General features: G+C 35.2%; 16 protein-coding genes. 2 read left to right on the top strand and 14 right to left on the bottom strand.

Annotated elements, in window-relative coordinates; genetic code table 11:
• Positions 1–354: 354 nt before the first annotated feature.
• From AC6CHR_RS07290 to AC6CHR_RS07300, 3 genes are read right to left on the bottom strand one after another with little or no spacing between them, the layout of a single operon-like run.
• Positions 355–546, bottom strand: coding sequence for a capping complex subunit for YIEGIA (locus tag AC6CHR_RS07290; RefSeq protein ID WP_498247913.1), 192 nt, complete (start codon positions 544–546; stop codon positions 355–357).
• Complete coding sequence (locus AC6CHR_RS07295; RefSeq protein WP_498247915.1) at positions 543–1,436, bottom strand: YIEGIA family protein; 894 nt, start codon at positions 1,434–1,436, stop codon at positions 543–545. The genes AC6CHR_RS07290 and AC6CHR_RS07295 overlap by 4 nt, the downstream gene beginning before the upstream one ends.
• A gap of 1 nt (position 1,437) precedes the next feature.
• Entirely contained in the window at positions 1,438–2,037 is a 600-nt protein-coding gene (locus AC6CHR_RS07300; RefSeq protein WP_498247916.1) for a YphA family membrane protein, read from the bottom strand.
• Positions 2,038–2,167: 130 nt separating this feature from the next.
• On the opposite strand from AC6CHR_RS07300, the gene AC6CHR_RS07305 reads away from it, so the two are divergent.
• Entirely contained in the window at positions 2,168–2,299 is a 132-nt protein-coding gene (locus AC6CHR_RS07305; protein WP_498247917.1) for a YpzI family protein, read from the top strand.
• 63 nt (positions 2,300–2,362) lie between these two features.
• Here AC6CHR_RS07305 and fni read toward each other — a convergent pair whose 3' ends face one another.
• The 9 genes from fni to prsW form a co-directional block, all read right to left on the bottom strand.
• On the bottom strand, positions 2,363–3,421 hold the full coding sequence (fni, locus tag AC6CHR_RS07310) for a type 2 isopentenyl-diphosphate Delta-isomerase (protein ID WP_498247918.1): 1,059 nt from the start codon (positions 3,419–3,421) through the stop codon (positions 2,363–2,365).
• An 11-nt stretch (positions 3,422–3,432) separates the two neighbouring features.
• On the bottom strand, positions 3,433–4,581 hold the full coding sequence (gene rpsA, locus AC6CHR_RS07315; RefSeq protein WP_498247919.1) for a 30S ribosomal protein S1: 1,149 nt from the start codon (positions 4,579–4,581) through the stop codon (positions 3,433–3,435).
• 338 nt (positions 4,582–4,919) lie between these two features.
• Positions 4,920–5,510 (bottom strand): lysophospholipid acyltransferase family protein, encoded by a 591-nt coding sequence (locus tag AC6CHR_RS07320; protein WP_498247920.1) that lies wholly within the window; start codon positions 5,508–5,510, stop codon positions 4,920–4,922.
• A gap of 4 nt (positions 5,511–5,514) precedes the next feature.
• Positions 5,515–6,189, bottom strand: coding sequence for a (d)CMP kinase (gene cmk, locus AC6CHR_RS07325; protein WP_498247921.1), 675 nt, complete (start codon positions 6,187–6,189; stop codon positions 5,515–5,517).
• Positions 6,190–6,323: 134 nt separating this feature from the next.
• On the bottom strand, positions 6,324–6,530 hold the full coding sequence (locus AC6CHR_RS07330) for a YpfB family protein (protein ID WP_498247922.1): 207 nt from the start codon (positions 6,528–6,530) through the stop codon (positions 6,324–6,326).
• Positions 6,531–6,596: 66 nt separating this feature from the next.
• Positions 6,597–7,319: a flagellar brake protein gene (locus AC6CHR_RS07335; protein WP_498247923.1), complete on the bottom strand. Its 723-nt coding sequence runs from the start codon at positions 7,317–7,319 to the stop codon at positions 6,597–6,599.
• 297 nt (positions 7,320–7,616) lie between these two features.
• Entirely contained in the window at positions 7,617–8,963 is a 1,347-nt protein-coding gene (gene ypeB / locus AC6CHR_RS07340) for a germination protein YpeB (protein WP_498247924.1), read from the bottom strand.
• A gap of 15 nt (positions 8,964–8,978) precedes the next feature.
• Complete coding sequence (gene sleB / locus AC6CHR_RS07345) at positions 8,979–10,160, bottom strand: spore cortex-lytic enzyme (RefSeq protein WP_498248196.1); 1,182 nt, start codon at positions 10,158–10,160, stop codon at positions 8,979–8,981.
• 368 nt (positions 10,161–10,528) lie between these two features.
• On the bottom strand, positions 10,529–11,191 hold the full coding sequence (prsW, locus tag AC6CHR_RS07350; protein WP_498247925.1) for a glutamic-type intramembrane protease PrsW: 663 nt from the start codon (positions 11,189–11,191) through the stop codon (positions 10,529–10,531).
• A 136-nt stretch (positions 11,192–11,327) separates the two neighbouring features.
• Here prsW and AC6CHR_RS07355 point away from each other — a divergent pair, with 136 nt between their 5' ends.
• The gene (locus AC6CHR_RS07355) at positions 11,328–12,293 is read left to right on the top strand and encodes an asparaginase (protein WP_498247926.1); all 966 of its coding nucleotides are present in this window, start codon (positions 11,328–11,330) and stop codon (positions 12,291–12,293) included.
• 122 nt (positions 12,294–12,415) lie between these two features.
• Here AC6CHR_RS07355 and AC6CHR_RS07360 read toward each other — a convergent pair whose 3' ends face one another.
• Complete coding sequence (locus AC6CHR_RS07360) at positions 12,416–13,372, bottom strand: YpdA family putative bacillithiol disulfide reductase (protein WP_498247927.1); 957 nt, start codon at positions 13,370–13,372, stop codon at positions 12,416–12,418.
• Between the two features lie 123 nt (positions 13,373–13,495).
• On the bottom strand, positions 13,496–14,767 hold the full coding sequence (locus AC6CHR_RS07365; RefSeq protein ID WP_498247928.1) for a Glu/Leu/Phe/Val family dehydrogenase: 1,272 nt from the start codon (positions 14,765–14,767) through the stop codon (positions 13,496–13,498).
• Positions 14,768–15,101: the final 334 nt, after the last annotated feature.

Raw genomic sequence — 15,101 nt, forward strand, 5'->3', positions numbered from 1 at the left:
TTTTGGCAAATACACATACATTTAAGTATCGTGATTAAGTTACTTTTCTTAGATTTATCATAAATTAGTGTTTATATTGAAATCGTTTTAAGAAAAGATTTTTTACATGGTAAATACGAATTTCTATAAAAAAGAAGGATCCTCTTATATCTTTATAAAATTGCTATACTAACATTTCAAGGTGTATGAATAATTCATCAAACTTCTTTAAAGAAAGGCAATAGCTTTCGTTATATCTTTTTATGTAAAGAGTCAGCATACAATATATCCAGCTAACAATCTCTATAAAAGAAACCCTTCCACTAAGAAGGGCTTAACTTTTATATATTAGCAAACTTTTCATAAATACTCAACTTAGTGTTTCACAATAACATACATATCATCACCAATACCGTGTGCAATACCATCGAGTATAGCTTCGAGATTTTTTGCGAAAACATCCATTTCTTCTTTAGTTTTACATATAAAAATCGCGGTTCCTCCCGCAACTTTCGTTTGATCTGTAGTTATGATTGCCAGTATATATTTTTCAATTACTGTACTCACTTTGATCCTCCTTGTCGGTTTGCCTTCGCCTCAGATGGCATTCTTATGGCATTTTCAAGAGTAGGAACCTCACTAATCACTCGAATCGCTTTTTCAATATTATGATCTTGTGGAAGAACAAACACACCTAGACGACCATCGTCCAAATCTCTTTTTGCTAATGGAACTAAAGCTGGTTCTCCTGAATCGCGAACAACACCTAGTGCTGTTGATACATCATGAAGAATCGCTTGTCGTTGCCCCAAATTGGCAATTGTTGTTTTAGAATTATCATTTTTAGGTGTTAACACAAACCCCATGCCATACTTTAAAATAGCCTTCTGTTTATCTGGTAACCCAATGTTCATAATATATATATTATCTACATATAGTCCTGCTCCCTCAAAATGTAGTTCTGCATGCCTAATATTAACTAAATCTTTTATTCGACTCCCTGCCATTAGCTTTCTACAAACGATAAAACAAATTGCCCCAACAATAATTGCAGCATAAATATTTACCACTAAATAAGCAAATGTAGTTAATAAAGATGTAAAGATGACCAAATAATTTCTACTTTCAAACGCAATCGCAATCCCCTCAATATATGTACTTCCTCGAGGGACAAGTTCAAAACCATCTAAGACAGTTAATGTATTTCTTTCCATATTGCGTACATCACGGAATTGAGATGCTGCCAGAGTAAGAAATGTAATCGCAGTAAAATCCTCTTCCATAATGGATGGTACCGCAACTGTTCCTAACCCCGCTGCTATAAAACCAAGAGCGATATGAATAATTTTCCCGTGTAAATAGGTAGGATATTGTCTATAATCTGTTCTAAGCATATGAAGCCTCGTAATGACTCCAACTATTACTCCAAAAAGTACTGGCATTGTATATTCATTCATATTAGCCCTGTTTCTCCTTTGCCGGTTTTTGTAAGGCTTGTTCAAAATATAAAATGATCTTTTGAGTCAATGTCTTAAGATAGATAATTACACAACCAGTAACCAGCATATCTAAACAGGCAGCAGTTCCAATTGTTAGACCGTCATGAAACTCACCTAATATAAACCAGTACAAGAATTCTCCGTGGCATACGGATATGATGTAAAGAGCATACATTTGCACAGGCTGTTTCCCCAAATAAATGGCTAATACACTAACAACGACACTTACGATCATACGATAATCAAATAAAAACCAAACTGGATCATATATTCGGAAAAGTAAAATCCCTGAATAAGCAAAGGTCAATGTTAATGTCATCACATAAAAGGCAATTGATTTGCGCTTCGTTTGTTTAATTGCTAGGTAATAGCCCAAAAATAAAAACAATAGCAATGAAACCCTTATATTAAAATCTCCTACAACTATATAAAATCCACTTATTCCTATACTGACTAATATAAAAATTGTTAACTTTATTCTTATTTTGTCTTTTTTCATCAAAAAGGTCGTTACAATCCATGTGATCCACATAAACCAATAAAAATAAATTCCATCCACTCTCAACCCCTCCTACTATTCCCATTATGTCTTTTTCCAATAACCTTTAATCGAAAATTAACAAAAAATAGAAAGAATGATTAAAGAAAAAAGGACAAAAATAACATTACCTAGATAGGAGGTTTATAACATGGGCAAAGATCGCCAAGAAAAAAAGCTTAAAGAAAGCAGAAAAGTTGAATCAGATCGTGACCAATCACTAAATTATCCTGGGGCAACTACATTAGAAGGACCTGAGGCTGCTAGAAAACGAAATAAATGAAAATATAACAAAAATGGCTAGTTGGTATATAACCAACTAGCCACTTTTGTAAAATTGCAATACTCAAATACTTCTCATACTATATTTCTTCGTATCAATACCTCTTTCAGTTAGCCAGTGGTGTGTATTTCCACTGATAACTAGTGATGCATGTTGAAGTTCTGGTATCGTTCCCGCTCCTAGTGCTGTCATTATCATTGTTAAATCTTCCGTAATATGGAGTATTTCTCGAACTAAAAAGTCAAAACCTTCTTCTATAAATATCTTCAGAAGATAACCAGCCATACCTACAGCTGATGCTCCTAATGCAATTGACTTAGCGATATCAAGCGCTCCTTGAATTCCACCAGTTCCAATTATAGGTATGTCCGCTTCCAAACTGCTTACTTCTGCAATTGCAGCTGAAGTAGAAATCCCCCATTTATCGAAAAACTCAAGGCTATTTTGGCGTCTCATATTTTCCACTTTCGAAAAATTTGTTCCACCCAAACCTCCAACATCAAGTGCAGTTACACCTACTTCTTTTAATTTAACCGCTACCTCACGATTCATACCGAAGCCAACTTCTTTTACAATTACCGGTACGTCAACACTTTTAACAATTTGTTCAATTCTCATTAAGGCATTTGTAAAATCACGATCGCCTTCTGGCATAACCAGCTCTTGGACAACATTTAAATGAATTTGAAGAGCATTTGCCTCAATCATATCGATCGCCACTTTTGCTTGTTCTACTGTGGCCTCACTACCTAAATTTCCAAAGATTATCCCGTTCTTATTAACATTTCTCATAATCTCATAGGAACGACGTTCACTCTTGTCTTTAATAGCAGCCATTTGTGAACCTACAGCAACAGCTATGTTCGCTTCCTTAGCTGCCATAGATAATGCTTCATTAATAATTACTGTATCTTCACCGCCACCACCGGTCATAGCGTTTATAAAAAGAGGCGAACTTAAAGTAAGTTCGCCAACTTTTGTTGATAAATCTATTTTTGCTACAGACAGGTTCGGTAAGCTTTGATGAACAAAAGTTATATCATCTAATCCATTATTGCGTTGTTGACCTGTTGATAGTGCATGTTGGATATGCTCTATTTTCCTCTGTGCTCTTTTGCTCACTTATATCACCATTATTTGAGTTTTTTTAATTGATCGCCAATCATTTCTCCTAATTGGAAACCAGATGTAGACTCTTCTTTCGCCTGATAATTACGAAAATCCTCATCAGTTGCTTTCGGAGAATCTTCAAGATCACGAATACTTAACGATATGCGTTGATTAGATTCGTTAACGTCTAAAACTTTTACTTTCACTGTTTGATTTTGATCTAACACTTCTTGAGGTGTTCCAATATGTTTATTAGATATCTGAGAAATATGAACAAGACCTTCTACACCAGGTAGTATCTCAACGAAGGCACCAAATGATACAAGTCGTCTCACTTTACCTTCGAGGATGTCTCCAACCTTTACAGTTTCCGAGATATTTTCCCATGGTCCAGGTAATGTTTCCTTAATAGATAAAGAGATCCTTTCGTTATCAAGATCTACTGAGAGAACTTTTACATTCACTACTTGACCTTCATGTACAACATCTGATGGTTTATCAATATGTTTATGAGAAAGTTGCGAAATATGAACTAACCCGTCTATGCCACCAATATCAACAAAAGCACCGAAATTAGTAAGACGTTGAACAGTTCCTTCAATTGTAGATCCTACTTCAATAGATTCTAATACATTTGATTTTTTTTCAATTTGTTCCTTTTCTATGACAGCACGATGTGAGAGGATGACTCTGTTTTTATCACGGTCTAACTCTACGACAATTAAAGTAAGCATTTTTCCCATATATTCAGAGAAATCTTCAACAAAATGAGCTTCTACTAATGAGGCTGGAATAAATCCTCTAACTCCTAAATCAACGACAAGGCCACCTTTAACAACATCTTTTACTTCTGCTTCGAAGATTTCTTTTCCTTCAAACTTTTTCTCTAAGGAGGCCCAGGCCTTCTCAGCTTCAACTGCTCTTTTTGAAAGAACAAGTACCTCTTCTTCAACTTTTAAAACTTTTAATTCTATTTCATCATTTAGATTCGTCACATCGGAAGCTTTTTCTACATGAAGGCTTGAAAGCTCACTAATTGGGATAATACCTGTATGCTTACAGTTTTCTATTTCGGCTATTACCTGTTTCTCTTCTACTTTAGTAACAATACCTTTAACAATATCTCCAACCTCAGGTGTTACAACATGTACGCTATTCATTTCTTCTACCATTTTCAATTACCTCCTTGGTCAAAACCTGCGCGACTTTTGATTAAATATATGTAAGAATTCATTTTATTAAAAGTGAGTTCAACCCTTTATAAATAAAATGATTAATACCTCTTTTATTAAACTTCTAATAAATGCTACTTTTTGTCAAGTAGTAAGTCTTAATCTTAGTTTATTTTTTTATTGTCTATAAGATTATCAAACTCTTAGACTGTAAAATAGATCACGCCATCCAGCTCTAACACCTAGTGAACTTCACTCTCCTTTTAAAACAAGTCAACATCGAATTGCTGTCGATCTTCGTGTTACCTTTAACTCAAAAGGAGTGCTCTTAGTTCGTGCTAAACGGGCGCTTGCGCTTTTGTTTTTAGTTTACCAATTTCGTTCATGATAATATTAGACATCTCATCTGTAGCGATCTTTTGCTCACGATATTTAGTCATATTAATTGGTTCACCGTATATAACTCTCAATGTTTTAAAAGGTTTATATGGACCTATAATTGCACAGGGAACAACCTTAGCAGTTGAGCGAAGAGCAAAAAATCCAGCACCTGCTTGCCCTTTACCTAATTCTCCATCCTTGCTTCTCGTGCCTTCTGGAAAAAAACCTAAAACATTTCCTTCTTTTAATATTTTTAGTCCAACACGTAATGCTTCTCGGTCACTACCACCTCGATTTACAGGAAACGTACCAAAGTTCTTTAGTAGATCCTTTAAAATTGGCACTTTAAACAGCTCAGCTTTTGCCATAAAGAATACCTTTCTAGGAGCCGTTACTCCAACTACTGGTGGATCAAAATTACTAATATGATTTGTACAAAGAAGGACTCCTCCTTCTTTGGGGAAATTCTCTAAACCTTCGACTTTAATTCGATACGTTGGTTTTAATATACCTGCTACTATTGATCTTGCAAATGGATATATTGACACAATATCAAAGCCTTTCTTCAATATATTCTTCTATTTTTTTTACGACATCATTAATAGACATAGATGTCGTATCAAGCTCAATTGCATCCTCTGCTTTCTTTAACGGAGCAACTTCTCTTTCAGAATCAAGCTTATCTCGATTAGCAATTTCTTGTTTAAGTTGTTCATAATCTGAGGAATAACCCTTTTTCAAATTTTCTTCATGACGTCGTTTTGCTCTTTCATCAACAGAAGCTCTTAAGAAAATTTTCAATTCTGCGTTAGGTAAAACATGTGTCCCAATGTCACGACCGTCCATTACAACGCCCCCATCTATGGCTAGTTGGCGTTGACGCTTTAACAATTCCTCTCTCACCGTTGCATGCATCGCAACAATTGATACATTGTTTGTTACTTTATTAGAACGGATAACATCCGTTACGTTATCCTCATTTATTCTGACAATTTGACCTTCCTCTGAAGGTTCTAAATCAATCTTAATATTAGTAAGGATATCTGCAACTTGAGCTTCATTATTTATGTCTATGTTTTCTTGTAGCGCTTTATATGTTAAAGCTCGATACATTGCACCTGTATCGATGTAGATATAAGAGTAATGTTCTGCAATGATTTTCGCAACCGTACTTTTCCCGGCAGCAGCTGGACCATCGATTGCTATTGATAGTTTTTGTTGTTTCATATTTCCTCCAAATAGGTTTTTAGTCTAGTAGTTTTAATTGATCCAAGGTGATTCGGGACGTTTAACAATGATTCCCTTTTGGACGGATCTGTTTAATAGCTATCTCATAGGATGAAAGGGATTATTACCCCTATTCATCTTTTAGAAGGAAGATCGCCATTTTCTTCCTTACTAAATGTTTCTAACCATTCTGTAATGGTTAATTTATTTACCCCCTCGTATTGTACAACCCGTGAGAGGTATGGTTGGATGGTAGATTGCTGAATTAAAACTTGAGCACATATTAAGGCTATAAATTGAATGGTAATTAATTTGATAATGATTAATTCAATTCTTTTCATAGTTTCAACTCCAGGTATTTTTTACTAGATCATACATTGTTCTAGTATAGGTAAAAATACCAAAAATTATTCTACAGGAAGACCCTTTCTATGCATTTGTATTTGTTGTTGAAAAGAAAAACGGATTAATGTTTGTTGGGTCGCTTCGTCCATGTTTAAAAACTGCAATGGTGCCTTTAAAAACAAGTCATTTTCAGCTGGGATAAACCGAATGATTTTCGCATGTATTTTTATGTATTCTATCGTTTCATTTTGAAAAGGAAGTGTAAACCAGATGGTTAACTCTTGTCCTTCTTTCAATTTGGTCGTTTTTTGGATTAAAAGTGCTGCTCCACCTGCACTTATATCAGTTGTCACAGCTGTAAATGGTTGAAATTCGTTGTTCTTAGGATGTATTGCTACGTCTAAGCTTGTATCAATTCTAACAAATTCTCTTCTCTGTATGCGTATTAATTGCGCATCACCAGGATATGTTAGAGAAATCATTGGAATATTTTCCTTGACACGTCCAGTAACTTCGGTATGAAAAAGAAAGGCATGTTGACTTTTATCTATAAAAGAAGCCGTTAGTTCAGTTCCAATCATTAAAAAGGCCGAACGCCCGGTACTTTCATTAATTGGATAATCAATATATAATTGATTTCCCCTTCTTTCAACAAGTTTGCATTTTAATTTTTCGGAATTTTGGTCCTTGGTTTCTAATCGAAGTACATCACCAATATTTAGCATAAAATCACTCTTTCCTATCGCTCTCTTTTTAATTAAAGCATGGACGATAACGTAGCGCAAGAGGACAAAATGTATAAACAAAAGTGCAAGCGTCTCGGATAGCCTCGACAAACATAAGTCCCTCAGGAATAAAAGGTTTTTTTATCTTCAATTCCAGCTTAACTAATGAGCTAGGAAAATAGGATTTAGTTATTTCTCTAGGTAGCCAACTATTTCAAACTAGGACTGCTGAAGTTGAATATGACCGCTCATTCACTTTTTTCATTCTCTAGACGAAAACAAGGATATCCCTTAAACTAGATTGGGATATCCTCTCCATTTAATCAAGTTTTGAGTTTTAATTTACCTTCATAGATCTTATACTTCTTGGAATATTGGTTCAGGATTCTTTAATTTTTCAACCTTTTCTTCTGTCCCGTTTTCAGTATCAATAAATATACGATATGTGTCATCATCAATTGTTCCTAAGAATTCATAACATAAAACTTCTTCCCCGATATCATTGGTTATGATAGCTAACCTGTCCTGTTGCACTTCTAAACTTGGATTTAACATCTTTCTTGCCTCTTCTTTAGAGATTTTAGGCTTTGGTATTTCTCTTTTTTTATGGGAAGCTAAATAATCTCTAGCTGATAAACCAATTACTTGTCCGTCGTCCAACGCAACCTTTGCTCTAATTGCATCCGGATATATTCTCACATCATTTTCTATGGATACAAATGAAAAGACACCAATATTATCATATTGAGCACTCTCATATAGATCAAGGTTTTCAAATCCATGCTTTTTTAAAAAATCTATCGCATTATTTGAAGCTTCATTCAAACTGATTTTATTTTCTTTAATCTCCCGATTTTGTACAAGAAAAATTGGATAACCGCCTTTTTTGGTTAAATCAATGTTCATATCTACATTTTTCTTCTTATCGTGCATGGTAACACTATAAAAGCCAAATTCCGATCCTTTTCCACTTTTAGCTACCTTCACATCTTTAACACTATTTCCGATAAATTTCTTTGCGATTTGTTTCGCTTCTTCCTCGGTAATATCCTTACCTTCTAATTTGCTATATCCTTCTTCAACGTTTTTCTTCTTAGTGGTAAAAGTGGTATCAAAGCTTGTTTCAGAGTAGGCCTCAACGTTATCCTCTACAGTCTTAAATCCATCTATAATCGTATTATCCGTTTGTTTTTGTCCTGACGCTAACGCTAATTCAACATCCATCCATCGTAGATTGTTTTCGATAACTAGATGTTGAACATTTCTAAGTTCATTTTGTATGTCAGCTGACTTGGTATACATTGATTTTAGTGTTTTGTAATCTTCATCAGATAAGGGATCATTATCTAAGTCACGTATTGAAGTACGATAACTGAAATCACTTATAGCTGCTAAAAATTCTTCAGTTTTATTAAAAGGTAAAAGTGTTAATGGTAGTTGTCCCACATCAGATTGCGCCTCCGATGTAATTCTCCATACATCTACTAAAGCAGGTGAAAGGGACTTTTTTGAATTCATTGCTAGTGTAGATCCAATATGATCATGGAGCTGGTCAACTCGATATGTTAAATCGTGAAATGCTCTTTGGTAATTATTCTCTGCTTGCATAAGTACAGCATCTTTTTCTTGATGCTCCTTATACCCCCAGTAGCCTGTACCTATTAAAGCAACTGATAAAAGTCCGATTAAAATTCCACGTATCATTTGTCATCACCCTTTCTAATCACAGAAGATATGCTTTCCGATACGTTTTATTTGCGGTCTGCCCCATATCCAAGAGCTTGTAGCTGTATCAGGGTTAAAGTAATAAAGTGCTTCCTCACTGGGGTCAAACCCATTTAGAGCATCTAAAACAGCCTTCTTAGCAGTATCATTTGGAGTTAACCAAATCTGCCCATCCGCTACTGCAGTAAAAGCACCTGGTTCAAAAATGACTCCTGACACTGTATTAGGAAACGTAGGGCTGTTAACCCGATTTAAAATGACAGCTGCTACAGCGATTTGTCCTGTGAATGGTTCACCTCGTGCCTCCCCATATACTGCATTGGCCATTAATTGAATATCATTTTGAGAATAGCCATTTGGAAGGTTTACTGCTGTAGAGTCTTTCTGCTCGGCATCAGCTTGCTCTGGTTTTGCTTGTTTAGCATCTTGTTGTTTTTTCTCTGCATTCTTAGGTTGTTGTACTTGTTGCTCTGCATTTTGCTTTTGCTGTGCTTGTTGCTGCTCTGCATTTTGCTTTTGTTGTGCTTGTTGCTGATCTGCATTTTGCTTTTGCTGTGCTTGTTGCTGCTCTGCATTTTGCTTTTGCTGTGCTTGTTTCTGCTCTGCATTTTGTTTTTGTTGTGCTTGTTGCTGATCTGCATTTTGCTTTTGTTGTGCTTGTTGTTTCTTCTGTTTTTTCTGAGTAGGTTGTTGTTCATTAACTTGTGCTTTATACTGTTGCTCTTGTTGCTTCTTTCTTTGTTCTGCTAATTGTTTTGCTTGTTGAATTTGTTGTTGACTTGGTGCCGTTTGTTTTGCTAATGGTACTCCTCCATAATGAGTGAACTTTTTCCCATTATTAATTTGCTCATAAACAAATTCTTTGTAAAATTTAGTTGATCTCGATAACATATCCTTTGTCTTTTGCCCGACCAACCCATCTACATTCTCTAATTGAAACATTTCTTGAAAATTACGTACTGCCCAATACGTACTCCAACCGTATACTCCGTCAATTGTTCCATTGTAGTAACCGTTATATTGTAGTCTAGCTTGCAGTTCAATAACATCACTACCCGTAGCTCCTCTTTGAATAGTCTGTTCTGAAAAAGCATGTGCTTCAGGAACTATCATCGAAAAGAATTGAAATGTGATGGTAGTTATCGTCAATACAGCAACCATCAACATTATGCGCATGTTTTTCATCTTGCTGCCTCCTCAAGTAGATGTATTTGCATAAACGTATTTTTTGTAGTCTTTGGTATTTTATTCATACTAAATAATAATCTATCCAATTTAGACAACACGTGGCACAAATAACAGCATATTATTGTGTGGATTTTTAGCGTATAAGAACCCGATCTGGAGCAATCTGTAATAATTGGAAATGAAAAACACGGAGAGCATAGCGATTCGTTGTTGACTTATCTTATGAACGAGGGTGATGGTCACTAGGTGCAAGGCATAAGACTTTTTCAAAGTCATACTCCTGGAACTGGACGTTGTAGCACTAATCTACAGTACCAGAACATTTATATTTTTATAGACAATTTAAAAAAGCTACCCTAAGGCAACTTTGTATCAAATATCTTCAATCTTGCTTTTTTAGCTTTACGTAATGCAAACCACCAAAGGAACAGCATGAAAGGTATTATAATATACCGCCAATTTAAGTAACTGATTATTATAGAATCATAAACTGAGTGAAGCAAAATTGGAATGATACAAGAAAATAAAACCCACTTAACACGCTTGTCACCGTTAGAAAACTTTCCTTTACCTAAATAATACCCCATAATCACACCAAATAAAGCATGACTAGAAACAGGTAAAATTGCACGGCCTAATGCATATTCTAATCCATTGGCAAATAGATAAACAATGTTCTCCAATGTGGCAAAACCAAGAGAAACCGAGACACTATAAACAATTCCATCGTAGTGTTCATTAAAATGCACATGCTGATAAATGGTAAAATAAAGTATAAACCACTTAAAAAACTCTTCAAGAAATCCTACTGCAACAAACGTATATAATGTATCAGAGGTAAAAACCGCCTCAACTTCCAATACATATTGAATAAACATAATCGGAAAAACTAGCAGAGCCCCAAAAATAAACGACCGTAGCACCATATAAAAAGGCTCTGATTCGTATTGATCCTTCAAATAAAAATAGCACAATAAAGCAAGACCTGGGGCAATGCCCGCAGAAATAATTGCAATCATTCTCAGGCCTCATTTCAATAATTATCGTAATTGGAAATAAAGATTTTACTTTATCAATCGTACCATGTTATCGTAAAATTGAAAATGTCTTACCATCATTTAAACAACATAATAATTCTTAAACACGGAGGAACAAATGAAAAATATTCTTTTAATACATACAGGTGGTACAATATCAATGAAAGAAGACGAAAAAACAGGTGAAGTAAAACCATCTGAAAGAAATCCTCTAACTGAACACTTTAAAGAGGTTCCAAATATTAACCTTTTAACAACTGAACTCTTTCATTTACCTTCTCCACACATCTCGCCTGATAATATGTTACAAATAAATAGATATATAGTAGAACAAATGGATATAAATAACCTTGATGGTGTTGTCATCACTCATGGTACAGATACCCTTGAGGAAACGGCATACTTTCTTGACTTGACCCTATCATTACAAATACCAATTGTCTTAACTGGTGCAATGCGGTCTAGTAATGAATTAGGTTCAGATGGCCTTTACAACCTCTTGTCCGCTTTGAAAGTAGCTACAGCAGATTATGCGAATGATTTCGGTGTACTAGTTGTGATGAATGATGAAATTCACACTGCCAAAAATGTCACAAAAACACATACAAGTAATGTAGCAACCTTTCAAAGTCCACAATATGGACCAATAGGTATCGTTAATAAAGCTGGTGTATCCTTCCACCACACCCCTGTTTTAAATGATTCTTTTCATGTTTCAAAGCTAGATAAAAACGTTCTTTTACTGAAGGCGTTCGCTGGCATGGATGATCGACTTTTACAGATCAATAATCTCCAACTAGATGGATTAGTTATTGAAGCACTAGGTCAAGGGAATTTACCACCTTTGATGCTCCCTTCTCTAAAGAAACTTTTAGAAAAAGGAGTTCCAATTGTTCTCGTATCTCGTTGTTTTAATGGAATCGTCCAAGACGTCTATGGATACGAAGGCGGTGGGAGACATTTGAAAGAATTAGGTATGATATTTAGCAATGGATTAAATGGTCAAAAGGCTAGGCTCAAATTGATGATCGCATTAGAAACAACTACTGACCATAAAAGACTTGAAGAGATTTTCTCTTTATAATTGACTTTTTTGCATTGATTGTTGTTTTTCGTGAATTTTTCTACTTAAAAATTCAGCTTACAATAACATATAGTTTCAAAAGGTAGGGCTGACTAGACTAGTTTGCCAGCCTTACCTACATTTTAACTTCTAAGTTGTAATGCTTTATAAATAAGTTGTCCATGAAAACGGCCATTTTCGATAAAGATTTCATTTGCATTATTCCCTGCTGCTATTACACCCGCTATAAATATCCCCTCTACATTCGTCTCCATTGTATCCGGATTAAAGATAGGTCGTCCTGATTGAGCATCAATATTGACACCCATTTTTTCAAGAAATTTATGATCGGGATGGTAACCAGTCATAGCAAACACAAAATCATTTTTTATTTCTCTTACTACATCGTTTACTTGATATGTAACAGTATGCTCATCTATTTTAAGTATACTAGCTTGAAATTCCATCGTAATAGTCCCATTTAGAACAAGCGCTTCAAATTCAGGTAAAATCCATGGCTTAATACTTGGAGAATACTCTGTACCCCGGTATATCACTGACACTCTTGCACCAGCATGAACAAGTTCTAATGCCGCATCAACACTTGAATTTTTCCCGCCGATAACAACAACATCCTTATTGAAATATGGATGCCCCTCTTTAAAATAATGGAATACTTTTGGTAGACTCTCACCAGGTATATCCATGTAATTTGGATTATCATAGTACCCAGTCGCTATGACAACTTGTTTAGCTTCATACACTTGTTTATTTGTATAAACGAGAAATAAATCACTTTTTTTCTCGACCCTTTCTACAGTTTCATATGAATGAACTCGAATCTTCTTTCTCCGAACAACATCCCGATAATACGCTAAAGCCTGATTTCGATAAGGTTTACGATTTTCAGTGATAAAAGGTACATCTCCAATTTCGAGCTTTTCACTTGTACTAAAAAACGTTTGATGTGTTGGGTAATGATAAATAGCATTTACGACATTTCCTTTTTCAATAACTAAAGGTCTTTGTTCTTCTAATGCAATTGCAGCAGATAGACCACAAGGACCCCCACCAATAATAATTGTACGTTCTTTCATCACAAATTTTTCACTCCTGTGTTTCAATCTTAGTCTAATTCAATAACCTTTGGAAAAGAGTCTATATATAAAAAATCTCCTATCATCATGATAGGAGATTTTTTATCTTGTTGCAAATAGATGGGCTTAAATCCAACCTCTAAACCTAGAAGCCTCAGCCATTTTTCGAACACCTACCATATAGGCGGCTAGACGCATATCGACCCGTCGGTTTTGGCTAGTATCATAAATATTATTAAATGATTTAACCATTACATGTTCGAGCTTTTCTTCTACTTCTTCCTCCGCCCAATAATAGCCTTGATTATTTTGAACCCATTCGAAATAAGAAACAGTTACACCGCCAGCACTAGCCAGAACATCGGGAACTAACAAAATACCACGATCAGATAAAATTTTAGTCCCTTCAATTGTTGTCGGACCATTAGCAGCTTCAACAACGATACTTGCTCTAATATTAGCGGCATTATCTTCCGTAATCTGATTTTCAATTGCTGCCGGTACGAGTATATCGCAATCAAGTTCCAGTAATTCTTGATTGGAAATTGTATCATTAAAAAGTTTTGTTACTGTACCAAAACTATCACGACGATCTAATAAATAATCAATATCTAAACCATTTGGATCGTGTAACCCACCATAAGCATCCGAAATACCAACGATTTTAGCTCCAGCATCATGCATGAACTTAGATAAATAACTCCCAGCATTCCCAAAGCCTTGGACAACAACTCTAGCTCCAACAAGGTTTATACCTTTTTTCTTTGCTGCTTCACGAATACAGATTGTTACCCCTTTTGCTGTGGCAGACTCGCGTCCATGTGAACCACCCAAGACTAGAGGCTTACCTGTAATAAAACCTGGTGAGTTAAATTCATCTATACGACTATACTCATCCATCATCCATGCCATAATTTGTGAATTAGTAAATACATCAGGTGCAGGAATATCCTTTGTAGGACCGACAATCTGACTTATAGCGCGAACATACCCACGACTAAGCCTTTCTAATTCCCGAAATGACATATCTCGCGGGTCACAAACGATTCCGCCTTTACCCCCGCCATATGGTAAATCGACTATTCCACACTTTAAGCTCATCCAAATAGATAGTGCCTTCACTTCATTTTCTGTAACATTTGGATGAAATCTAATTCCACCCTTTGTTGGCCCTACTGCATCATTATGTTGAGCACGATAGCCAGTAAATATTTTAACTGAACCATCATCCATCCGAATAGGGATCTTAACAGTCAATAACCTCAAAGGTTCTTTTAATAGTTCGTAAACTTCTTCAGGATACCCAAGTTTTTCAAGTGCATTATGTATCACCGTTTGTGTAGATTTCAACACATTTAGTTTGTCATTTTTAGCACCGTTGTTTTTATCGGCTACCATTTAAGCTAACCTCCTAAATCTATTCAGTAAATGAAAGAATGTCCACCTTTCAGACATTAGTATACACTTTAAAAATGTATATGCAAAGGAGAAAAATCATTATTGTCAGAATTTCATCTTTTGTCGTAATCGGTTACAAAATTGTATGGCAAAAACAAAATATCTGCTTGATTATCATGTGTATTTTCCCATATGGTAAATATGACACCCTCTTCAATTTTGCCCTAATATTTGGTAAGTAGCCGTTTTTTATATCTCAAGTTATCATGTCATTTTATTCTAATAAATTCAGAGATGTTCCATTTTTTCGAGATTACCTAATACAAACAGATCC

It is taken from the genome of Metabacillus sp. GQ13, from assembly GCF_059758525.1.